General features: G+C 65.4%; 23 protein-coding genes. 14 read left to right on the top strand and 9 right to left on the bottom strand.

Features of this window, described 5'->3' with window-relative positions; all coding sequences use genetic code 11:
• The first annotated feature begins 1 nt into the window (after position 1).
• Both ACOJCM_RS04365 and ACOJCM_RS04360 read left to right on the top strand, forming a co-directional pair.
• Positions 2-1,102 carry an amino acid ABC transporter permease gene (locus ACOJCM_RS04365; RefSeq protein ID WP_445210841.1) on the top strand — a complete coding sequence of 367 codons (1,101 nt, stop codon included), beginning with the start codon at positions 2-4 and terminating at the stop codon, positions 1,100-1,102.
• Positions 1,103-1,152: 50 nt separating this feature from the next.
• Positions 1,153-1,881, top strand: coding sequence for an amino acid ABC transporter ATP-binding protein (locus ACOJCM_RS04360; protein WP_445211020.1), 729 nt, complete (start codon positions 1,153-1,155; stop codon positions 1,879-1,881).
• Positions 1,882-1,980: 99 nt separating this feature from the next.
• Here the strand turns inward: ACOJCM_RS04360 and ACOJCM_RS04355 are convergent, their stop codons facing one another.
• The gene (locus ACOJCM_RS04355) at positions 1,981-2,418 is read right to left on the bottom strand and encodes a hypothetical protein (protein ID WP_445210840.1); all 438 of its coding nucleotides are present in this window, start codon (positions 2,416-2,418) and stop codon (positions 1,981-1,983) included.
• Between the two features lie 113 nt (positions 2,419-2,531).
• Positions 2,532-3,122 carry a histidine phosphatase family protein gene (locus tag ACOJCM_RS04350; protein WP_445210839.1) on the bottom strand — a complete coding sequence of 197 codons (591 nt, stop codon included), beginning with the start codon at positions 3,120-3,122 and terminating at the stop codon, positions 2,532-2,534.
• 158 nt (positions 3,123-3,280) lie between these two features.
• Between ACOJCM_RS04350 and phnD the strand changes: the two genes are divergently transcribed.
• From phnD to ACOJCM_RS04320, 6 genes are all read left to right on the top strand, one after another.
• The gene (phnD, locus tag ACOJCM_RS04345; protein WP_445210838.1) at positions 3,281-4,282 is read left to right on the top strand and encodes a phosphate/phosphite/phosphonate ABC transporter substrate-binding protein; all 1,002 of its coding nucleotides are present in this window, start codon (positions 3,281-3,283) and stop codon (positions 4,280-4,282) included.
• 70 nt (positions 4,283-4,352) lie between these two features.
• Entirely contained in the window at positions 4,353-5,159 is an 807-nt protein-coding gene (gene phnC / locus ACOJCM_RS04340; protein ID WP_445210837.1) for a phosphonate ABC transporter ATP-binding protein, read from the top strand.
• Positions 5,146-5,955, top strand: a complete 810-nt coding sequence (phnE, locus tag ACOJCM_RS04335; RefSeq protein ID WP_445210836.1) for a phosphonate ABC transporter, permease protein PhnE — start codon at positions 5,146-5,148, stop codon at positions 5,953-5,955. The genes phnC and phnE (ACOJCM_RS04335) overlap by 14 nt, the downstream gene beginning before the upstream one ends.
• Complete coding sequence (gene phnE, locus ACOJCM_RS04330; protein ID WP_445210835.1) at positions 5,949-6,758, top strand: phosphonate ABC transporter, permease protein PhnE; 810 nt, start codon at positions 5,949-5,951, stop codon at positions 6,756-6,758. The genes phnE (ACOJCM_RS04335) and phnE (ACOJCM_RS04330) overlap by 7 nt, the downstream gene beginning before the upstream one ends.
• A gap of 93 nt (positions 6,759-6,851) precedes the next feature.
• Complete coding sequence (locus ACOJCM_RS04325) at positions 6,852-7,280, top strand: host attachment protein (RefSeq protein WP_445210834.1); 429 nt, start codon at positions 6,852-6,854, stop codon at positions 7,278-7,280.
• 98 nt (positions 7,281-7,378) lie between these two features.
• Entirely contained in the window at positions 7,379-9,448 is a 2,070-nt protein-coding gene (locus ACOJCM_RS04320; RefSeq protein ID WP_445210833.1) for a methyl-accepting chemotaxis protein, read from the top strand.
• A gap of 9 nt (positions 9,449-9,457) precedes the next feature.
• Here ACOJCM_RS04320 and ACOJCM_RS04315 read toward each other — a convergent pair whose 3' ends face one another.
• Complete coding sequence (locus ACOJCM_RS04315) at positions 9,458-10,384, bottom strand: LysR family transcriptional regulator (RefSeq protein ID WP_445210832.1); 927 nt, start codon at positions 10,382-10,384, stop codon at positions 9,458-9,460.
• A gap of 145 nt (positions 10,385-10,529) precedes the next feature.
• On the opposite strand from ACOJCM_RS04315, the gene ACOJCM_RS04310 reads away from it, so the two are divergent.
• A complete protein-coding gene (locus tag ACOJCM_RS04310; RefSeq protein ID WP_445210831.1) occupies positions 10,530-11,306 on the top strand; it encodes a ferredoxin--NADP reductase in 777 nt (258 codons plus the stop codon).
• A gap of 201 nt (positions 11,307-11,507) precedes the next feature.
• Here ACOJCM_RS04310 and glnK read toward each other — a convergent pair whose 3' ends face one another.
• From glnK to ACOJCM_RS04295, 3 genes are all read right to left on the bottom strand, one after another.
• Positions 11,508-11,846 carry a P-II family nitrogen regulator gene (gene glnK, locus ACOJCM_RS04305; protein ID WP_086509163.1) on the bottom strand — a complete coding sequence of 113 codons (339 nt, stop codon included), beginning with the start codon at positions 11,844-11,846 and terminating at the stop codon, positions 11,508-11,510.
• A 137-nt stretch (positions 11,847-11,983) separates the two neighbouring features.
• Positions 11,984-13,312: an ammonium transporter gene (locus tag ACOJCM_RS04300; protein WP_445210830.1), complete on the bottom strand. Its 1,329-nt coding sequence runs from the start codon at positions 13,310-13,312 to the stop codon at positions 11,984-11,986.
• A 37-nt stretch (positions 13,313-13,349) separates the two neighbouring features.
• Positions 13,350-13,688 carry a P-II family nitrogen regulator gene (locus ACOJCM_RS04295; RefSeq protein ID WP_234272191.1) on the bottom strand — a complete coding sequence of 113 codons (339 nt, stop codon included), beginning with the start codon at positions 13,686-13,688 and terminating at the stop codon, positions 13,350-13,352.
• A gap of 287 nt (positions 13,689-13,975) precedes the next feature.
• On the opposite strand from ACOJCM_RS04295, the gene ACOJCM_RS04290 reads away from it, so the two are divergent.
• The 3 genes from ACOJCM_RS04290 (at position 13,976) to ACOJCM_RS04280 (ending at position 17,171) form a co-directional block, all read left to right on the top strand.
• Entirely contained in the window at positions 13,976-14,401 is a 426-nt protein-coding gene (locus ACOJCM_RS04290) for an accessory factor UbiK family protein (RefSeq protein WP_445210829.1), read from the top strand.
• 75 nt (positions 14,402-14,476) lie between these two features.
• Complete coding sequence (locus ACOJCM_RS04285) at positions 14,477-15,982, top strand: YifB family Mg chelatase-like AAA ATPase (RefSeq protein ID WP_445210828.1); 1,506 nt, start codon at positions 14,477-14,479, stop codon at positions 15,980-15,982.
• Positions 15,983-16,076: 94 nt separating this feature from the next.
• Complete coding sequence (locus tag ACOJCM_RS04280; RefSeq protein ID WP_445210827.1) at positions 16,077-17,171, top strand: sodium:calcium antiporter; 1,095 nt, start codon at positions 16,077-16,079, stop codon at positions 17,169-17,171.
• A gap of 10 nt (positions 17,172-17,181) precedes the next feature.
• On the opposite strand, the gene ACOJCM_RS04275 is transcribed toward ACOJCM_RS04280, so the two are convergent.
• On the bottom strand, positions 17,182-17,661 hold the full coding sequence (locus ACOJCM_RS04275; protein ID WP_445210826.1) for a hypothetical protein: 480 nt from the start codon (positions 17,659-17,661) through the stop codon (positions 17,182-17,184).
• Positions 17,655-18,638 carry an alpha/beta hydrolase gene (locus ACOJCM_RS04270; protein ID WP_445210825.1) on the bottom strand — a complete coding sequence of 328 codons (984 nt, stop codon included), beginning with the start codon at positions 18,636-18,638 and terminating at the stop codon, positions 17,655-17,657. The genes ACOJCM_RS04275 and ACOJCM_RS04270 overlap by 7 nt, the downstream gene beginning before the upstream one ends.
• A gap of 300 nt (positions 18,639-18,938) precedes the next feature.
• Here ACOJCM_RS04270 and ACOJCM_RS04265 point away from each other — a divergent pair, with 300 nt between their 5' ends.
• Positions 18,939-21,113, top strand: a complete 2,175-nt coding sequence (locus ACOJCM_RS04265; protein WP_445210824.1) for a malate synthase G — start codon at positions 18,939-18,941, stop codon at positions 21,111-21,113.
• Between the two features lie 111 nt (positions 21,114-21,224).
• On the top strand, positions 21,225-21,638 hold the full coding sequence (locus tag ACOJCM_RS04260; protein WP_445210823.1) for a PaaI family thioesterase: 414 nt from the start codon (positions 21,225-21,227) through the stop codon (positions 21,636-21,638).
• Here ACOJCM_RS04260 and ACOJCM_RS04255 read toward each other — a convergent pair.
• Positions 21,619-22,014 (bottom strand): DUF423 domain-containing protein, encoded by a 396-nt coding sequence (locus tag ACOJCM_RS04255; protein ID WP_445210822.1) that lies wholly within the window; start codon positions 22,012-22,014, stop codon positions 21,619-21,621. The genes ACOJCM_RS04260 and ACOJCM_RS04255 overlap by 20 nt on opposite strands.
• Between the last annotated feature and the right edge of the window lie 106 nt (positions 22,015-22,120).

Raw genomic sequence — 22,120 nt, 5'->3', positions numbered from 1 at the left:
CATGACTATCCAACACAAGATGATCGAGGCGCGTCCGGCGCCCAAGAGCACGGTGGGACCGCTTGCCTGGCTGCGGGCCAACCTGTTCAGCGGGCCGATAAACAGCGCGTTCACGCTGCTGGGCCTTTACCTCCTCTACTTGCTGCTGACGCCCACCATCCAATGGGCCTTCATCGATGCCGACTGGATCGGCACCACGCGCGCCGACTGTAGCCGCGAGGGCGCCTGCTGGGTGTTCGTCAACGCCCGTTTCACCCAGTTCATCTACGGCCTCTACCCGCGTGGCGAGATCTGGCGGGTCGACGTGACCTTCCTCACCTTTGCCGCCCTGATCGCCTGGCTGGCGATTCCGCGACTGCCGTTCAAGCGATGGGTTGCCCTGGCGACGCTTACGGTCTTCCCGCTGTTTGCCTTCTTCATGCTCTATGGCGGCTTCTTCGGCTTGCCGGTGGTGGAGACCCATCGCTGGGGCGGCCTGATGCTGACGCTGGTGCTGGCCGTAGTGGGCATGGTCGGTGCATTGCCCATCGGCATCGTGCTGGCGCTGGGCCGGCGTTCTCAGATGCCCATCGTCAAGAGTTTCTGCGTGGTGTTCATCGAGTTCTGGCGTGGCGTGCCGCTGATCACGGTGCTGTTCATGGCCTCCGTCATGCTGCCGCTGTTCCTGCCCACCGGGGTCAGCGTCGACCGCCTGATTCGTGCCTTCATCGGTATCACCCTGTTCCAGAGCGCCTATATGGCGGAGGTGATCCGCGGTGGGCTGCAGGCGATCCCGCGCGGCCAGGAAGAGGCCGCGGCGGCGCTGGGCATGAACTACTGGATGCGCATGGGGCTGATCGTGCTGCCCCAGGCCCTGAAGATGATGATCCCGGGTATTGTCAACACCTTCATCTCGCTGTTCAAGGACACCACCCTGGTCATGATCATCGGGCTGTTCGACCTGCTGGGCATCGTGCAGGCGGCGCTGTCGGATTCCCGCTGGCTGGGCTTCTCGCTGGAAGGCTATGTGTTCGCCGCGTTCATGTTCTGGATCTTCTGTTTCAGCATGTCGCGCTACAGCCAGTACCTCGAGCGGAAACTGCACACCGGCCATAAGAGATAGGAACGAGAACAATGACTGAACAGGCAACCCGGGCCGGCACCGAAGACCTCATGGTCGAGATGCGCGGCGTGAACAAGTGGTACGGCGACTTCCACGTGCTGCGCGATATCGACTTCGAAGTTCGGCGCGGCGAGCGAATCGTCATCTGTGGCCCCTCGGGGTCGGGTAAATCGACGCTGATTCGCTGCATCAACCACCTTGAGGAACACCAGGCCGGCGAAATCGTGGTCGGCGGCATTCCGCTGACCCAGGACGTCAAGCGCATCGAGCAGATTCGCCGCAGCGTGGGCATGGTGTTCCAGCACTTCAACCTCTTTCCGCACCTCACGGTGCTGGAGAACTGCTGCCTGGCCCAGACATGGGTGCAGAAGAAGCCGCGACGCGAGGCGGAACGCCTTGCCATGCAGTACCTGGAACGGGTCAAGATCGCCGAGCAGGCGCGCAAGTACCCCGGCCAGCTATCGGGCGGCCAGCAGCAGCGCGTGGCAATCGCCCGCTCGCTGTGCATGCATCCCGAGGTCATGCTGTTCGACGAGCCGACCTCGGCGCTCGACCCGGAGATGATCAAGGAGGTACTCGACGTCATGGTCGAGCTGGCGGAGGAGGGCATGACGATGCTCTGCGTGACCCACGAGATGGGCTTCGCCAAGACCGTGGCCGACCGCGTGATTTTCATGGATCAAGGGCAGATCATCGAAGAGAACGCTCCCGAGCCCTTCTTCAACAACCCGCAGTCCGAGCGCACCCAGCTCTTCCTCAGCCAGATCCTCGGTCACTGATCGACGAGCGTGGCCGGATCCGTAGCAGGGTGCGGGTCCGGCCCCGTCAAGGACTCGCCATGGATCACGTCGCGGTTGCATCCGGCATGGCCCGCCTTGTCAGGTCGAACAGGTGCCTCCCTGGGGCTTGAGAGGTTCGGCGGGACGCATCACGCGGGCGCTACCGAGCACGCTGGGCTCGGTTTCGATCGAGCGTGCCTCGCTGGTCCAGGCCGACTGGGCATCGTGAATCGCCGGCCGGCGCTCGAAGGACCGGGTCACCACATCACCGGGAGCGAACCCCTTCCGAGCTTCGTGATAACGGGGCAGCAGGCATAATTCGGCGAGCAGGTGCAAGCCGACGGCCATGGCCAGCCAGAGTCCGGCGCCCAGCGCCAGGCTAGGCCAGGCATGGCTCCAGTCGACGGTGGCGAGCGAGGGCGTGCGTGGCATCAGCCACAGCGCGGCCCCTGCAACCAGGCCGAGTTGGAGCATGATGTGACTGAAGTACAGAATGCCGCGGGACATCGGGCGGCGGGGAAACAGGAACTGTCGCATCGGGGTCCTCCCGTTGACGCATCGCAGTACGATGAGCTGGCCGACATCCCTGCCGGCGATTCGATGCTAACCCAGATCGCGACGGGCGTCAGCCGTTGCGTTGGGCTTCACGCTCAATCGAGCATGGTGATGCTGGCCGGAAGCAGCGGGCTGCGGGCGCGATGCTCCGTCAGCAAGCGGCCTTCGAGCGCGGTCAGCATGATCTGAAGCGGGTCACCATGGCTTACCAGCAGCACGGTCTCCCCGCGCAACGCCTGTTCCAGCGAGGCGATCACGCCCTGCATGCGGGCAGCGACGCTGGCCACGCTCTCCACCCCGAATTCGTGATGCTCGGGGTCGCGAGCGTCGTGGACCCAGACGTCTTCGTAACGGCAGTCCGCCATCCCCTCCAAGGCCCCGAAGTCACGCTCGCGCAGGCGCGGCTCAGGCTGCAGTTCGAGGCTGAAGTGAGCGGCCACTCGCCTTGCCGTTTCCGTGGTGCGAAGAAAATCCGAATGCAGGATACGGGTCGGGGGCGGCCAGCGCCAGTGGGCAAGCAGCGCTTCCAGCTGCGCTTCGCCCTGTGCCGACAGGCCGAATCCCGCCAGCCCCCGGGCCGGCGTGCTGATGATCAGGTGTTGCGCATTGGCCTCGCTGTGGCCGTGACGCATCAGCAGGTAGCGGTTGTAGCGTTGGCCCGGGACGGAGTGAAATCGGATTGACATCGTATTGTCATACTACCTAGATTGAGGGTTAGTTTCGTTTGCGATCATTCGGGTTTTTCCGTGTTCGCTTTCGAGCGTGATGAGCGGATCTTTCGGGCGCTCTTGCCCCCGCCGTCGCTGAAAACAACATAATGACAGTGATACAGAGAGACACGCCAATGACAATATCCCGAATCTCCGGTCGTTTCCCCTTCGCCACGCTGGCCCTCTCCTCGCTGCTGCCGCTGGCCCTGGCGATACCTGCCCAGGCCCAGGACGACTGCCCTCGGGGCGACCTGGCCGACATCTACTGCGACGAGAATGGCGATCTGGTCGCCGACCGCCCCGCCGACGAGTCGGAATGGGTCGATCCCGATACGCTGATCTTCGCCTACACGCCGGTCGAGGACCCTGCCATCTATTCCGATATCTGGCAGCCCTTCATCGACCATTTGCAGGAGGTGACCGGGCGCGACGTGCGCTTCTTCGCCGTGCAGTCCAACTCGGCCCAGGTCGAGGCGATGCGCAGCGGTCGGCTGCACATTGCCGGCTTCTCCACCGGCCCGACGCCGTTCGCCGTGAACCTGGCCGGTGCCGTGCCCTTCGCGTTGATGGGCTCCGACGACGGCCAGTTCGGCTATACCCTGCAGGTCTACACGCATGTCGATTCGGACATCGAGGAGATGGAGGATCTCAAGGGCAAGCGCGTCGCGCATACGTCGCCGACGTCCAACTCCGGTAACCAGGCACCCCGCGCACTGTTTCCCGACGAGGGCGTGGTCCCGGACGAGGACTACGAGGTGATCTACTCCGGCAGCCACGACCAGTCGATGCTAGGCGTGGTCGCTCAGGATTACGACGCCGCCCCGGTGGCCTCCGAGGTGGTCGAGCGCATGGCCGATCGCGGCCTCTACGATCCGGAAGAGGTGCGCATGATCTTCGAGTCGGACCGCTTCCCGACCACCTCCTACACTTACGCCCACAACCTGCATCCCGATCTGGTCGACAAGATCGAGGAGGCCTTCTTCAGCTTTGAGTTCGAGGGCACCGAACTGGGCGAGGAGTTCGACGGTGTCGAGAAATTCATCCCCATCAATTACGAGGAGCACTGGAAGGTCATTCGTACCATCCAGGAAGCCAACGGCGTGAGCTATACCCGCGAGGACCTGGAAGAGGAGTGAGCCTGGCGAATGGCGCCGGGGCCCCCGCGATGCCGGGGGCGCTCCTTTCCTTGTGACGTGAGGTAGCTGAATGCTGGAGATTTCGAAACTGGTCAAGCGCTACGGGCGCGATGCGGCGGTGCTGGAGGGGCTCGACCTGACGGTGGAGGGCAGTACCGTGGTGTCCATCGTCGGCGCCTCCGGCGCCGGCAAGAGCACCATGCTGCGCTGTATCAATCGTCTGGTGGAGCCGACCTCGGGTTCGATCAGGCTCAACGGCACCGAACTGGTCAGCCTCAGAGGACGCGACCTGCGTCGGGCACGGCGCAAGATCGGCATGGTGTTCCAGGGGTTCAACCTGATCGATCGATTGACGGTGATGGAGAACGTGCTGGCCGGCCGGCTCGGCTACGTCAGCCTGTTCCAGGCGATCACCCGTCGCTATCCGCAACATGACATCGAACGCGCCTTTCACCTGATGGAGCGGGTGGGCATCGCCCACTACGCCAACAAGCGAGCGGACGAGCTTTCCGGCGGCGAGCGGCAGCGGGTCGGCGTGGTAAGGGCATTGATGCAGGAACCCGAGATCCTGCTGGCCGACGAGCCGACGGCATCGCTCGACCCGCGCACTTCCGAGCAGATCATGAAGCTGCTGCAGAGCCTGGCCAGCGAGCTCTCCCTGCCGGTACTGATCAATATTCACAACGTCGCCCAGGCCAAGGCCTACACCGAACGTATCGTCGGCCTGCGCCACGGGCGCATGATCTTCGATGGCGCGCCGTCCGACTTCGGCAAGGAGGCGCTGGATGCCATCTATGGCGGTATCGAGACCGCCGAGGGCGATATCATCGAGCCACCCGGCCGCTCGACACAGGGGGTGGCGCATGACTCGACCTGACCGCGAGGCCGTGCCGCGCACCTGGCGCAAGCCGCCCTTCATCGCCAACCCCGTGCTGCGCTATGGGTTGTGGCTGGCAGTGGTCGTCTACCTGGTGTGGGCCTTCGGCTCGTTGCCGTTCAACTGGGACCGCATTGCCGAGGGGTTGCCGCGAGCGGCACGCATCTTCGGCGGGGGCTTTCCGCCCAGCTTCGAGCGCAGCGGGCTGCTGCTCACCGGCTTCAAGGAAAGTTTCCAGATCGCCATCCTGGCCACCCTGCTCGGCGTGGCGCTGTCGATCCCCTTTGCCGTGATGGCGGCCAAGAACGTCGCACCCAAGCCCATCTACCTGTTGGGCCGTGCAGTGATCATCGTCTCGCGCAGCTTTCATCCGGTCATCGTGGCCATCCTGTTCGTCGCCGCGGTCGGCTTCGGCCCCCTGGCCGGTATCCTCACGCTGACGGTCTACTCGATCGGCTTCGTCGGCAAGCTGCTGGCGGAGGAGATCGAAGAGATCGACTGGGGCCAGGTCGAGGCGATGAAGGCCACCGGGGCGGGTTATTTCGCCACCCTGGTGTATGCCGTCTTCCCGCAGATACTGCCGCGCCAGGTGGGGCTCTCCATGTATCAGCTCGACAGCAACCTGCGTACTTCGGCGGTGGTCGGCATCGTCGGTGCCGGGGGCATCGGCGGCACGCTGATGAACGCCTTCGGCCGCTACGACTACGACTTCGCCTTTGCCATCCTGATCACGATCATTGCCGTGATCCTGGTCAGCGAGGGCATCAGCGGCTGGGTGAGGAAGAAGATATGGTAGATCATGCCGGCGTTCTGTCCGATCGCGTATGGCGACGCTACGACCGCAAGCAGCGAGCGATTCGCTACGTCGTGCTGCTGGCCACCGCGTTGGTGGTCTACTGGGCGGTGCGCGACATCGATATCTTCTGGCCCTGGGTGTGGGATGCCCCCAATCAGATAGCGAGCCTGGGGGCGCGCATGTGGCCGCCCGATCCCTCACGGCTGGCGGCGATCGTCAATGCGCTGCTCGAGACAGTTCACATCGCCACGCTGGCAACCGCGTTGACGATCCTCATCGCCCTGCCGGTTTCCTACATCGCGGCGCAGAACACCACGCCCAACCGTGCCTGCCTGTGGCTTGGCCGTTTCATCCTGGTCGCCAGCCGCTCGGTGAACACCATCATCTGGGCGCTGCTGTTCGTGGCGATCTTCGGCCCGGGGGTGTTGGCGGGCATACTGGCCATCATGTTTCGCTCGGTGGGCTTCATCGGCAAGCTGATGGGCGAGGCGATCGAGGAGATCGACCGCCGCCCGGTGGAGGCGATGGAGGCGACCGGCGCTTCCAAGGCCAAGGTGATCGCCTATGCCATTGTGCCGCAGGTCATGCCCGCCTTCTTCGCCATCGTCATCCTGCGCTGGGACATCAACATTCGCGAGTCGACGGTCCTGGGCCTGGTGGGCGCCGGCGGTATCGGGGTGATCCTGCAGGGCGCCATCGACACCTTCGCCTGGCCCACCGTGGCCACCATCCTGATTGCCATCATCGTCCTGGTGCTTTTGGGGGAGGCGGTTACCAGTCTGCTACGCAGCAAGGTGCTCTAGTCGGTTGACCCTTGAGTATGTGATTGCCATGTTGAAGGAGAAGGCCCGCAACGGGATGGCGGGCTTTCCTTCAACCCGACTCAAGGAGTGGCTATGTCAACGTATATCGTGGTGGCCGATGCGGCTCGGGCACGTGTGTTTACTCGCGATGCGCTCAAGCTGGAGGAGAAGGAGAATCTGGTACATGCCGAAGGGCGCCTGCACGAAGGGGATCTGGTAACCGGTACCACGGGGAGCGTCGACGAATCGACGTCCGCCACGCGGCGTGCGAGTCGTGGCGATAGTGTCGCGCTGGATCACGAGGCGGAGATCTTTGCCAAGCAGATCGCCGAACGCCTTTACAAGGCGCGGGTCGAGAACAGCATGGACAAGCTGATCCTGGTCGCCCCGCCGCGCTTCCTCGGTGTGCTGCGCAACAAGCTGGATGCCCCCAGCAGCAAGCTGATCATCCACACCCTGGACAAGGACCTGTCAAAGGCCTCATTGAACGACATCCAGGAAGCCGTCAGCGACATGCGCTGACGGACTCGCCTCAAGGTCGGGGCGTTCTTGCCGATAAGGGAGCATTGGCAGCAACGTTCATCCTGCTGCCTCTCGTTTCCCTTCCAGTGAGAGCGCCCATGCACCTCAAGTCTATTCGCCAGTTCGTTATCATGCTGGCCGGGCCCTGTCTGCTGCTCGTGGTCGTGGCCCTGGTCGGCTATGCCCTGGTCTCTTCCGCCCGTACCCAACAGACCGTCGAGACCCATACCCGCGGCCTGCTGGAAGGCGCCATCGAGGAGCGCCTGGCGGTGCTGGCGGATGCCGAGGCCGGGCGCATTCAGCGCGAGCTCGAGCATGCGCTGACCCTGGCCACCCAACTGGCCGATACCAACGCGCTGATGGGCCAGCAGGACGCCAGCGGCCGCAGCGCGCTCTCCCTGAGCCGGCGCGAACTCTCCAACCTGGTGCGGCAGACCGTTGTCGAGAACCCCTCACTGCTTGACGCCTTCATCGGCTGGGAGCCCGATGCCTTCGGCCGCGACGCGCTGTATGCCGATCTCGGCGAGAGTGACGGCTACGACGGCAGCGGGCGTTTCATGCCCTGGTGGTATCGCACCGGGGAGGGCAGCGTCGAGGTGCTGCCGCTGGGCGAGACCATGGAGAGCACCGCGCCGCTCGCCAGTGGCGTGCGTGAAGGCGAGTACTATCTCTGCCCGCGCGAGACCTTGGCCCCCTGCATCATCGACCCCGCACCCTACGACTATGGTGACGAGACGCTGCTGGTCACCTCCTTCAACGTGCCGATCCTGGTCGACGGCGAGTTTCGCGGTGTTGCTGGCGTCGACCTGGCCCTCGACTTCATCCAGGCGCTGCTGCTCGAGGCCAACCAGGCGCTTTACGACGGCGCGGGCGAGATGGCGCTGGTGGCGGGCCGCGGCGGCCTGGTGGCCCACACGGGCGACGCCGACCGGCTTGGCGCCGAAGCAAGCGCAGTCTTCGACGGGGAAGTGCTGGACGCCATCGAGCGGGCACAAGCGGAAGGCGACAGCGTCAGCCTGACGCGGGAGGGCAGGCTGGAGCGCTACCAGCCGTTCTTCATTGGCGACAGCGAGGCACCCTGGACCCTGCTGATCCGCCTGCCCGAGGCCGCCGTCATGGCCGAGCTGGCAACGCTGCAGGACGTGCTCGCCGAACAGCGCCGGGCGGATACCCTGGGCATGACCCTGGTCGGCCTGCTGCTGGCGGCGTTGGGGCTTGCGGCGCTGTGGTGGGTCGGGTCCCGGGTTTCCCGCCCCTTGCGGCTGCTGGCCGATCGCATGCGCGAGATCGCCACCGGTAACGGCGACCTGACCCAGCGGCTGCCGGTACGCGGGCGCGACGAAAGCGCCGAACTGGCCCTACAGTTCAATGCCTTCGTCGACAAGATCCATGATGTCCTGCTCGACGTGCGCGACAGCAGCGAATCGGTGCGCCTGGCCGCCAACGAGATCGCCAGCGGCGGCGAGGACCTCTCGCGGCGTACCGAGCAGGCGGCCGCCAGCCTGCAGCAGACGTCGGCCTCGATGGAGGAGATCTCGGCGACCGTCGAGCACACCTCGGCTTCCTCGCGCGAGGCCAATGGCCTGTCGAAATCGGCCGCCGAGGTCGCGCACCGTTCGGGTGAGACAGTCAATCAGGTCGTCGATACCATGGACGAGATCAGCCGCTCGTCGGAGAAGATCGGCGAGATCGTCAAGGTCATCGACGGCATCGCCTTCCAGACCAACCTGCTGGCACTCAACGCCTCGGTCGAGGCGGCGCGGGCCGGCGAGCATGGCCGCGGCTTTGCCGTGGTAGCCGGCGAAGTGCGCCAGCTCGCCACCCGCAGCGCCGAGGCCTCGCGCGATATTCGTGCGCTGATCGATGCCTCGACCCAGCGTGTCGCCAACGGCGCCGCGCTGGTGGGGCGTGCCGGCGAGAGCATGGGCGAGCTGGTGGCCAGCGTAAACCGGGTAGCCCACATGCTGGGCGAGATCAGCATGGCCGCCGGCGAGCAGAGCGACGGCATCGGTCAGGTCAGCGTGGCGGTGGCGGATCTCGACCGCATGACCCAGCAGAACGCCGCGCTGGTGGAGGAGTCGACCACCGCCGCCGAACAGCTGAGCGAGCAGGCCGACCGCCTGGCACGGGTAGTGGGCGGGTTCAAGCTGGGCGAAAGCCACCGTTAGTGGAATCGGTCAGGACACCGGCGGCAGGTCGATCTCGTCGCTGCGACGGATTCCCTCGGTCATCTGCCGGCACAGGCGCAGGAACTCGCGCATGCCGGTGGCAAGGTACTTGTGGCGGTGCCAGATGAAGGCGAACTGGCGGCTCAGGTCGAGCTCGGGGGTGGGGATCGGCACCAGGCTGCCGCGGCGGAAGGCGTCGCGCAGCGCCAGCTTCGACACGCAGCCGATGCCGAGCCCCGACTCCACTGCCCGCTTGATGCCTTCGGTATGTTCCAGCTCGAGCAGGGTATTGAAGCGCCCCCGCCGGTGACGTGCGGCCTGCTCCAGGGTCATGCGGGTGCCCGAGCCTTGCTCGCGCATGATCCAGGCTTCGCGCAGCAGGCGGTCGAGTTCCACCGCCCCTTTCCCGGCCAGCGGGTGACGCGGCGAACAGAATACCGACAGTTCATCCTCCACCCAGGGTTGGGTGATCACGTCCTCAGCCTCGCAGTGCCCCTCGATGAGTCCCAGGTCCAGCTCGTGCTGGCGCACGCGTTCGACAATCTCCCGTGTGTTGCGCACCGCCAGACGTACCCGGCTGCCTGGATGGCGTTGCATGAAGTCACTGATCAGCAGCGTGGCCAGGTAATTGCCGATGGTGAGGGTAGCCCCCACGTCAAGTGAGCCGATGCCCTGCTGGCCGTGCAGGATCTCCTCGATCTCCTCGGCCCGGTCGAGCAGCGCCACGGCCTTGGGCAGCAACTGGAAGCCCAGCGCATTAAGGCGCAGCCGCTTGCCGACGCGATCGAGCAATTGGCAATCGAACTGTCGCTCGAGCTCAGCCAGGGCGGTACTGGTAGCCGATTGCGACAGTGCCAGCGCGCGGGCGGCGCGAGAAACGTTTTCGTGCTGGGCGACGGCGACGAACACCTCGAGTTGACGCAGGGTGAAGTGCATGAAGCGGCTCGCATTTGATCTATATCAGTAGTCTGGATAAAGGATATCCATACAATCCAATTAACAGATAAACCTTGCGCTCTTATAATGCAAGCAAATCAATTTGCCCTTTTGGTTATTCGTATTTGGAATATAAGGAGCCGGCATGAGCAAGTTTGCGTTGGAAGAGGTGCTTAGCGTCCACCACTGGAACGACACCCTGTTCAGCTTTCGCACGACCCGCGAGCGCAGCCTGCGCTTCAAGAACGGCCAGTTCGTGATGATCGGCCTCGAAGTGAGCGGCAAGCCGCTGATGCGGGCCTACTCCATCGCCAGCCCCAACTACGAGGACCATCTCGAGTTCTTCAGCATCAAGGTGCCCGACGGCCCGCTGACCTCGCGCCTGCAGCATCTGAAAGTGGGCGATCAGATCATGGTCAGCCGCAAGCCCACCGGCACCCTGGTCACCGACGACCTGTTGCCGGGGCGCAACCTCTATTTCCTCTCCACCGGTACCGGCCTGGCACCGTTCATGAGCCTGATCCAGGACCCCGAAGTGTACGAGCGCTTCGAAAAGGTGATCCTGGTGCACGGTGTGCGCAGCGTCAGCGAACTTGCCTATGCCGACTTCATCCAGAAGGAATTGCCGGCCCACGAGTACCTGGGCGACGACATTCGCGAGAAGCTGGTCTACTACCCCACTGTCACCCGCGAGGAGTTCCACACCATGGGGCGTCTCACCGACCATATCCGCAGCGGCAAGCTGTTCGAGGATACCGGCGTGGCGCCGATGGATCCCAAGCAGGACCGCGCCATGATCTGCGGCAGCCCGGCGATGCTCGACGAGACCAGTGCGCTGCTCGACGACCTGGGCTTCAATATCTCGCCGCGCATGGGCGAGCCGGGGGATTACGTGATCGAGCGCGCCTTCGTCGAGAAATAGTAAAAGGGGCGTTTCGGGCGCTCGCTGACGTTTCGAAAAACCCACGGCTCTGTATCGTGGGTTTTTCGTGTATGGCTTGATGGTGGGCTTACACCGCGTCCTTGCCGGTTTCGCCGGTACGGATTCGGATCACCTGTTCCAGCGGGGTGATGAAGATCTTGCCGTCGCCGATCTTGCTGTATGTATAGGCGCCACCTGGGTCTATACGGCATCTTTACCGGTTTCGCCGGTGCGGATGCGAATGACCTGCTCCAGCGGGGTGATGAAGATCTTGCCGTCGCCGATCTTGCCGGTGTTGGCCACCTGGGTGATGGCGTCGATCACCTGTTCCACCAGGTCGTCGTCGATCGCGATCTCGACTTTTACCTTGGGCAGGAAATCGACCACGTACTCGGCGCCGCGATAGAGCTCGGTGTGGCCCTTCTGGCGGCCGAAGCCCTTCACCTCGGTGACGGTGATACCTTGCACGCCGATCTCGGAAAGCGACTCGCGAACGTCGTCGAGCTTGAACGGCTTGATGATGGCGGTCACCAGTTTCATGGTCTGTTTCCTCATGGTCGAGCGGGGTTCGCGGAGGGAACCCGAGCGGGGACGGATCGATTGCAGACAAGCATACACCGCCCCAGGCGCTAAGAAAAAAGGCTCCCCGCAGGGAGCCTTGGCGAATCGATCGACTGCTACTCAGGCTGCGGTTGCTGGCCGACCGGCGCGGCGGCACCGTAGCCGCCGGACTGTGGGCGCCCGCCGCTGCCGCCATAGACCCGGGCCACGCTGAATTCGGGGTAAGCCTCCATGCCGCATTCGGCCAGGTCGACCCCTTCGTACTCTTCCTCTTCGCTGACCCGAACGCCCATCACGGCCTTGATGATCAGCCATACGATCATGCTGGCCATGAAGACCCAGGCAAAGATGGCGACCGCACCGACAAGCTGGGCACCTATAGTGCTATCCGCGTTTGACAGCGGCACCGCCAGCAGGCCCCAGACGCCGACCACACCGTGCACCGAGATGGCGCCGACCGGATCGTCGATCTTGAGCTTGTCGAGCGTCACGATGGCGGCCACCACGATGATGCCGCCCACGGCACCGATCAGCGTGGCCCCCAGAGCGGAGGGTGCCAGCGGCTCGGCGGTGATGGCGACCAGGCCGGCCAGTGCCCCGTTCAGCGCCATGGTCAGGTCCGCCTTGCGGAACCACAGCTTGGCCAGGATCAGGGCGGCGATCACGCCACCGGCGGCGGCGGCATTGGTGTTGACCAGCACCTGGGCCACGTTATTGGCCGAGGCGACGTCGGAGAGCTTCAGCTCGGAGCCGCCGTTGAAGCCGAACCAGCCCATCCACAGGATAAAGGTGCCCACGGTGGCCAGCGGCAGGTTGGCGCCGGGGATGGCGTGGATGCTGCCGTCCTTGCCGTACTTGCCCTTGCGCGGACCGAGGATCAGTACGCCCGCAAGTGCCGCAGCGGCGCCGGCCATGTGCACGATGCCGGAGCCGGCGAAGTCGGAGAAGCCCAGCTCGGAAAGCCAGCCACCGCCCCAGGTCCAGTAGCCGGAAACGGGATAGATGATCCCGGTCATGACCACGGCGAAGGCGAGAAAGGCCCATAGTTTCATGCGCTCGGCCACGGCGCCGGAGACGATCGACATGGCGGTGGCGACGAACACCACCTGGAAGAAGAAATCAGCGCGCATGGAGTAGTAGGGAGCGTCGTCGCCCCCGGCGGTGACTGCGTCGGCGCTGTTCTCGGCGCCGATCAGTACGCCCAGGTTGGGCAGGATGCCGCCGGCATCGCTCGAATACATGATGGCGTAGCCCACCAGCAGATACATGGTGCAGGCAATGGCGAACAGGGCGATGTTCTTGGTCAGGATCTCGGCGGTGTTCTTGGCGCGCACCAGGCCCGCCTCGAGCATCGAGAAGCCAGCGGCCATCCACATCACCAGCACGCCGCATATCAGGAAGTAGAAGGTGTCGAGCGCGTAGCTCAGCTCAGCAAGTTCACTCATGGGAGTTTCTCCATCGCTCTTGTAATAGGGGCAGTCGTTACACGGCGTCGGCGCCGCGCTCGCCGGTACGGATGCGGATCACATCCTCCAGCGGCGTGACGAAGACCTTGCCGTCGCCGATCTTGCCGCTGTTGGCCGCGCTGCAGATGGCGTCGAGCACGCTCTCGACGCGGGAGTCGTCGACAGCAACCTCGACCTTGACCTTGGGCAGGAAGTCGACCACGTACTCGGCGCCCCGGTAGAGCTCGGTATGCCCTTTCTGGCGGCCGAAGCCTTTCACTTCGGTCACCGTAATACCCTGGACGCCGTTGTCGGCCAGCGCCTCGCGAACGTCGTCGAGCTTGAACGGCTTGATAATGGCGGTGATGAGCTTCATCGCGTCTCTCCCTGCTGGAATTGAGGCGGCGGGGTCGCCAGCCGGCTGTACGTCTTGTCATGCGCAGACCGTGCCAGGCGGGATTTTTCTTTCTCGGAAACAGGGGCTTGAGGCTCTATTCGGACGTGTCTTGCGCCCCTTTGGCGCAGCGACCGAAGATGCCATGCACCAGGCTGGTGCTATGCATGGTGCGGGTGCGCCATGACGGGGCGTGAGAAGGGCATGCGTCGTGATGGGGGCTTGCGTATGCTGTAGGCAACACGTGCGGCAAAAAGGAGAAACGCACCATGGCGAGTCACGATCCCATCAGTCGGCTGGCGCAACAGCTGGGCGAGCGCCTGCAGGGCGCGGCCCAGGCGCCGGAGGAGTTCCAGAAAGGCATTCAGCAAGTCGTGCGCGGGGCCTTCGACCGCCTCGAGCTGGTATCGCGGGAGGACTTCGATATATTGATGGACGTGCTGCAGCGCACGCGTATTCGCGTCGAGGCCCTGGAGCAGCAGGTGGCCGCGCTGGAGGAGGCGCTGGCGGCGCGCGAGACGCCGGTGACCCAGGCGACTCTCACGACGCCGGGCGACACGGGTGCGTCATCCAGGCCTGGCGATGCGGGCACGTCCAGCGCCAGCGACAAGGACACATCCAGGCCAAGCGGTGCGGGAGCGTCGTCCAGGCCGGATGGCACAGGCGAAACCGGCCCCGGTGCAACCGACCGCTGAGCCAGCGTGGAGCGCTCGTTGCGGCACAATGCTAGTATCTAGCCCTTACGCTAATGAACTGCGAGGGACTGCGCGATGCTGGCGATCGTTGCCACACGGGCCGGCCTGGGGCTGGAAGCGCCCGAGGTTCAGGTCGAGGTACATCTGGCCAATGGCCTGCCGGGGATGACCCTGGTCGGCCTGCCCGAGGCCGCCGTCAAGGAGAGCCGCGAGCGGGTACGCAGCGCCCTCACCAACGCCGGCTTCGATTTTCCCAATACGCGAAGAATCGTGCTCAACCTGGCGCCCGCCGACCTGCCCAAGGTCGGCGGGCGCTTCGACCTGCCCATTGCGCTGGGTATCCTGATCGCTTCCGGCCAAGTGCCGGGCGAGGCGGTCGAGGGGATCGAGAGCGTCGGCGAACTGGCGCTGGACGGTCGCCTGCGCCCCATCAGCGGCGTGCTGCCGCTGGCCCTGGCGGCGCGCAAGGCCGGGCGCAAGCTGATCGTGCCCAGGGAGAACGCCGACGAGGCGGCGCTGGCCGGCGACCTGCAGGTGCTCCCCGCCGAACACTTGCTCGACGTGATGGCACACCTGCTGGGGCAGAAGCCGATCGCGGCACACCGCCTCGCGACGCCACCGGTTGCTGACAACCGCGAAGGCGACCTGGCCGAGGTGCGCGGCCAGCATCAGGCCCGCCGTGCCCTGGAGATCGCCGCGGCCGGCTCGCACAACCTGCTGTTTGCGGGCCCGCCCGGCACCGGCAAGACCATGCTGGCCAGCCGCCTGCCCGGCATCCTGCCCGAGCTCACCGAGGACGAGGCGCTGGAAGTGGCCGCCATCCGCTCGGTGTGTGGCTTGCCACTGGCCGAACAGTGGGGGCGCCGGCCGTTTCGCGCACCGCACCACACTGCCAGCGCCGTGGCCCTGGTTGGCGGCGGCTCCTGGCCGCGCCCGGGCGAGATCTCGCTGGCCCACCACGGCGTGCTGTTCCTCGACGAATTGCCCGAATTCAGCCGTCACGTGCTCGAGGTGATGCGCGAGCCGATGGAGTCGGGGCGCATCCACATCGCTCGCGCGAACCATGAGCGTCGCTTCCCGGCCCGCTTCCAGCTGGTGGCGGCCATGAACCCCTGCCCCTGCGGCCATCTCGGCGACCCGCGCCAGGCCTGCCAGTGCACGGCGGCGCAGATCCAGCGCTACCAGTCGCGGCTCTCGGGGCCGCTGCTCGACCGTATCGATCTGCAGATCGAAGTGCCGGCGCTGCCGCCGGAGCAGCTCACGTCACGTGAAACGGGAGAGAGTTCGGCCGACGTGCGCGCCCGGGTCATGGCCGCCCGTGAGCGTCAGTACGCCCGCGGTGCGCTCAACGCCCACCTCGGCGGGCGCGAGCTGGAGGCCGCCTGCGCCCTGTCGACGGCGGACCGCGCCTGGCTGGCCGGTGTGCTCGAGCGCCTGCGGCTATCGGCGCGCGCCTATCATCGCGTGCTGCGGGTGGCGCTGACGCTGGCCGATCTCGCCGCCAAGCCGCATCCGGAGCGCGGCGAGCTGATGGAGGCGATCGGCTACCGCCAGCTCGATCGTCAGCTACGCCAGGGTTGAGGGCCTTCGCGGGGGGCGACTACGCTTAGAGCGGCTCGCCATGGGGGATGACGAGCCGCTTCGCCATCCAAGGCCAGGGAGGCCGCATGCACTCTTGCCTACCGAACCTTACCTGCCGGCCCAGGCATGCCGCATGTGGCTGACCCCGGCTAGCCTGTCTCTGCCGCAGGCCATTGGCCTGTTCCTGGCGACGGCGGTCGTGATCGGCGTGGTGGGGACCAAGCTGGCGCGCATCGTCGATGAACTGGCCGATCGAACCGGCCTGGGCGAGGCGATTGCCGGCGCGGTGCTGCTGGGGCTGGCGACCTCGCTGGCGGGGATCGTGCTGTCGGTCTCGGCGGCCTGGGGCGGGCGTGCTGAGCTGGCGATGAGCAATGCCCTGGGCGGCATCGCCGCCCAGACCCTGTTCTTGACCATCGCCGACGTCTCCTATCGACGTGCCAATCTCGAGCACGCCGCTGCTTCGCTAGGCAACCTGCTGCAAGGTGCCCTGCTGCTCTGCCTGTTGGCGCTGCTACTGGTCGGGCGCTTCTCGCCGGAGCTGACGCTATGGCATATCCACCCGGTCACGCCGCTGCTGATCTTCGGCTATCTGTTTGGACTGCGCCTGATCAACCAGGCGCAGTTCGATCCCATGTGGAGTCCGGCCCAGACCCTTGAGACGCGCATCGACGAGCCGGACGCCGAATCGGCGCAACAGTCCCTGGTCCGGCTGTGGGCCGCATTCGTCATGCTTGCCGCGGCGCTGGCGGTGGCGGGCTGGGTGATGGAGCGCAGCGCCACGGCATTTTCCCTCACAACCGGCCTGGACCAGGCGGCAATCGGTATCCTGCTGACTTCGGTGGCGACCTCGCTGCCGGAACTGGTGACCACGGTGGCCGCGGTGCGACGCGGCGCGTTGACGCTGGCGGTCGCCGGCATCATTGGCGGCAATGCCTTCGATACGTTGTTCGCTGCGGCCGCGGATCTGGCTTATCGCGAAGGCTCGATCTATCACGCCATGCCCGATTCGGTATCGCTGTGGATCGCCCTGTCGCTGCTGATGACCGGGGTCCTGCTGGTGGGGCTGATTCGCCGCGAGGAGCAGGGGCCGGGGCGAATCGGCTTCGAGAGCGTGGCGATCCTGGCCTGCTATCTGCTCGGTATCGCCATGGTATTGATCGGCGGCGAGGGCGGGCGTGCCGCCTAGCTGCTCGTGGCTACAGCGCCGTGGCGTCGAAGGCGCCTTCCACCTCGGTCTGCCAGGCTGCCCGGTCCGCTTCGGGACGATAGAGCGACAGGGTGAGGCGATAGGGAAGCAAATCGCGGTCCGAGAGCGTCAGGCGTGGCGCGGTGGCCTCCAGTCGACTCTCCAGGCGCCATTGGTGATTGCGCCCGCCTCCGGCCATGGCCGGGCGCCAGTCCAGCACCTGCGGGCCGTCGCTGGCGCCCAGCAGGGCCCGGGTAAGGCTCTCGTGGAAGCGCTCGCCGTCGATATCGAGATGGGGGTCCACTTCCGGTGTCTTGAGCAGCAGGACCTGGTCCCGGGTCGGCTGTAACGCATCGATTTCCATGATGCGGGCGACGGCGCGGTCGCTCAGGTTCTGCAGGGCGCGGCGAATGGGATCGGGTTCGGGTGGCTGGGTGGCGCATCCGCCAAGGACGGCAAGGAGGGCAAATAGCGCGACATGTCTCAGCATCGTGAGAGCGACTCCCGGGCGGCCGATGCAAGGCCCCGTTCCAGCTCGTCGACGAAGTCGTCGAGCGCCTTGAACAGCGTGTCGCGTATGGGCGTGGCTTCGTTGACGAGATGGTGACGGGCGTCCGGATGGCGCTGGATGCGGGCGTTGATGAACTTGCGCTCCAGCACCGCCAGGTTCCATGCCCAATCCACGGTGGCGTCCTGCTCTCCCTGCAGGATCAGTGTCGGCAGCTCGCTAGGCGGCAGGGCGAGCAGTTGGGGCATCCAGCGGCGCATGGCCCTGACCCAGTTGAGCGAAAGGTGTTCCGGCTGCAGCGGATCGCGTTCGCGCAGGAAGGCGGCGAACTCGGCATCGGTGGAGTTGGGCCGAAAGCGGCGCGGCACGCTCTGGAGGAAAGGACCCACTACCGTATGCAACCAACCCGCCTGGGGCCAGCCGCACGGGCGGACCAGCGGCGCAAGCAGGGCCAGCCCCGACCAGCGATCCTCATCGGGTCGGCTCAGGGCGTCGGTGGCGAGAATGGCCGCGCCAGTACTCTGGCCGATACCCAGCCAGGGGCGCGGGGCGAGGTCCTGGACATCCAACTGCTCCTGCAGGGCGTGCAGGCATTCACCGTAGTGGGCGAAGTCGTCGATACAGGCACGCTTGCCGCTGGACAGGCCATGACCCGGCAGGTCCCACAGTACGACTCGCCAGCGGCGTTCCAGCAGCCGCTCCAGCAGGTGGCGATACAGGCCGAGATGGTCGAAATAACCGTGTACCACGAAGGCCGTACCGATCGGCTCCGCAGGGCTCCAGACCTGAGTCCACAGTTGATAGCGGGAGGTGGTGACGTAACCGACGTAGAGCCCCACGTGCTCGCCGAGCAGCGGTGCAAGACCGTAATGGGCCAGATAATTTTCCAGCGAAGGCTCGCGATCCGCCCTGAAGGGGGCGATCGGTCCCAGCGCCTGCAGGGGGGTGAAATCGGTCATGGCGTTCTCCAGCGGATCAAGACATGTCCCCTCGAATCCTTTCGTCTGCAGCGGTACCGAGTGTGCAGCCCGCTCAGCTAGCGGCCATGCTGTGGAAAGCGTTACCGCCTGCATGCGCCAAAAATTGACCAATTGGTCAAAAAATCGCGTCTTAACCCTATGTCTAGTAGGGTAGACCGGCTCCCGGGTTTACATGTGGAACAGTTTTCCACAAAATTGGCGCCTTCGCAGTGGTATCACCCCCACGAATTGCGGCTGGCCGACCTCGTTATCGGCCGCCACGCAGGAGGAGACTTTCCCATGTCCGAACGCGTTACACGCCATCGTCTCCAGGTGGCCGCTGAACTGGACCGCTTCATCAACGATCGGGCCCTGCCGGGCACTGGCCTCGATGCCGAGAGCTTCTGGGCCGGGGTCGATGCCATCTTTCATGATCTGACACCGAAAAATCGTGAATTGCTCGCCGAGCGCGAGCGCCTGCAGCAGCAGCTCGATACCTGGCACCGCGAGAACCCCGGCCCGGTGCGCGACATGAGCGTCTATCGCGCCTTTCTCGAGGAGATAGGCTATCTGGTGGATGCCCCCTCCCAGGTCTCCGTATCCACTGCCCGTGTCGACCGCGAGATTGCCGTGCAGGCCGGCCCCCAGCTGGTGGTGCCGGTGAGCAACGCCCGCTATGCGCTGAACGCCGCCAACGCGCGCTGGGGCAGCCTCTACGATGCCCTCTACGGCACCGACGCCATCCCCGAAGAGGACGGTGCCGAGAAAGGCACCAGCTACAACCCCAAGCGCGGCGATAAAGTCATCGCCTATGCCCGCGGTGTACTCGACCTGGCCGCGCCGCTCGCTACCGGCTCCCACCGCGACGCCGTCAAGTACGCCCTGCGCGGCGGAAAGCTGATGGTATCCCTGAAGGACGGCAGCGAGACAGAACTCAAGGAGCCGGGCAAGCTGATCGGCTACCGGGGCGATGCCGCCAACCCCGAAGCGATCCTGCTGGCCAACAACGATCTGCACCTGGAGCTCCAGTTCGATCCGGCACACCCGATCGGCAAGACGGACCCGGCCGGGGTCAAGGACCTGCTGGTCGAGGCGGCGCTGACCGCCATCATGGACTGCGAGGATTCCGTGGCCGCCGTGGACGCCGAGGACAAGGTCGGTGTCTATGCCAACTGGCTCGGGCTGATGAAGGGTGATCTGGAGGAGGCCATCGCGAAGGGCGGCAAGACCTTCACCCGTCGCCTCAACGCCGACCGCGACTACACCACGCCGGACGGCGGCAGCCTGACCCTGCCGGGCCGCTCGCTGATGTTCGTGCGTAACGTCGGCCACCTGATGACCACCCCGGCGGTGCTCGACGCCGACGGCAACGAGCTGCCCGAGGGCATCCTCGACGGTATCGTGACGAGTCTTCTCGCCATGCACGATCTCAAGAAGGGCGAAGGCGAGGCGCGCAATTCCCGCAGCGGCTCGGTCTACATCGTCAAGCCGAAGATGCACGGCCCCAAGGAGGTCGCCTTCTCCAACGAGCTGTTCGGCCGCATCGAGGACCTGCTGGGGCTTTCCCGCGATACGCTGAAGATGGGCATCATGGACGAGGAGCGGCGCACCTCGGTCAACCTCAAGGCGTGTATCGCCGAGGCCACTTCCCGTGTGGTGTTCATCAACACCGGCTTCCTCGACCGCACCGGCGACGAGATGCATACCGCCATGGAAGCGGGCCCGATGATCCGCAAGGGCGACATGAAGAACTCGGCCTGGATCGGCGCCTACGAGCGCAACAACGTCCAGGTCGGCCTGGCCTGCGGCCTGCGCGGACGCGCCCAGATCGGCAAGGGGATGTGGGCCATGCCGGACCTGATGGCGGCCATGCTCGAGCAGAAGATCGGCCACCCCAAGGCGGGCGCCAATACTGCCTGGGTGCCGTCGCCCACCGCCGCCGCCCTGCACGCGCTGCACTATCATCAGGTCGACGTCACCGAGATCCAGCGCGAACTGGAAGCCCAGGGTGAGCCCGACTTCCTCGACGATCTCCTGACCGTGCCGGTGGCGGAGAAGATCGAGTGGACCGACGAAGAGATCCAGCAGGAGCTCGACAACAACTGCCAGGGTATCCTCGGCTACGTGGTGCGCTGGGTCGAGCACGGCGTGGGCTGCTCCAAGGTGCCCGACATCCACGACGTGGGCCTGATGGAGGATCGAGCCACGCTGCGCATCTCCAGCCAGCACATCGCCAACTGGCTGCATCACGGCGTGGTCGATGCCGAGCGTGTGAAAGAGACCCTCGAGCGCATGGCCAAGGTGGTCGACGAGCAGAACGCCGGCGACCCGGCGTATACCGCCATGAGTGCCGATTTCGCCGCTTCGACCGCGTTCAAAGCCGCCAGCGACCTGGTCTTCAAGGGCCGTGTGCAGCCCTCCGGCTACACCGAGCCGCTGCTGCACCACTGGCGGGCCGTGCATAAGGCCAAGTGACGTAAAGGCAACGGCGAAAGCACACGAAGCGCCCCGGTACCCGCCCGGGGCGCTTTGGGTTATGTTGACTGCGTTCTCGCTCTCTACTCCACAGCGCACAGGAGCCGCCCGATGCCCGTGATGACCGCCGCCGCCATCGAGGATTTTCTCGACGAAGTATTCCCCCAGCGTATCGGGACCATCGAGGCCGTGGATGACATGCGGGCGACCATGAGCCTGGCCATCGAAGACGAGCACCTGCGCCCCGGCGCCAGCGTCTCAGGCCCCACCTTGATGGGGCTGGCCGACGTCTGCCTTTACGTCGCCATCCTCGGTCAGATCGGCCCCGAGCCCATGGCGGTCACCAGCGACCTGCACTGTCGGTTCCTGCGGCGGCCCCGGGGGGACCGCGACATCATCGCCACGGCGCGCCTGCTCAAGCTGGGGCGGCGACTGGCGGTGGGCGAGGTGCAGCTTTTCTCTGCCGGCGACGAGCGCCCGGTGGCCCTGGTCACCGCCACCTACGTCATTCCTGACGCCGATTGATCGGCCTGGCGCGCAGCGCACATACCGCAAGCGCCAGCCAGCCGACAAGCAGCATCAAGCCGCCGATGGGGGTGACAGGTCCCAGCACGAGCCAGCCGGTCAGCACCAGCAGGTAAAGCGAGCCTGAAAACAGCACGATCCCCAGCGTCCAGCACCACAGCACCAGCCGCTGTCCCGCCAGCGGAAGCTGCTGCCGCCACACCAGGATGACCAAACAGGCCAGGGTGTGCCAAGCCTGGTAGCGCACGCCGGTCTCGAAGGCCCTGAGTGAGGCCGGCGGTACCAGCTCCGCCAGGCCATGGGCACCGAAGGCGCCCATGGCAACCGTGATGAAGCCGCTCATGGCAACGGCGACCCAGGCGAGGCGACTCTGCATGTCTTACTCCTCTCGGCTGTCTACGCTTTAGCAAGCCCGAGACACGAATACATCGATGAGCGAATGCCGCTGACAGGCTCGGCCGCCGGCGTTGCAGGCCAGGCTT

This window comes from Billgrantia hypersalina, from assembly GCF_052584175.1.
The sequence above is the reverse complement of the archived record's forward strand: the minus strand, read 5'-3'. Positions and strand labels throughout refer to the sequence as shown.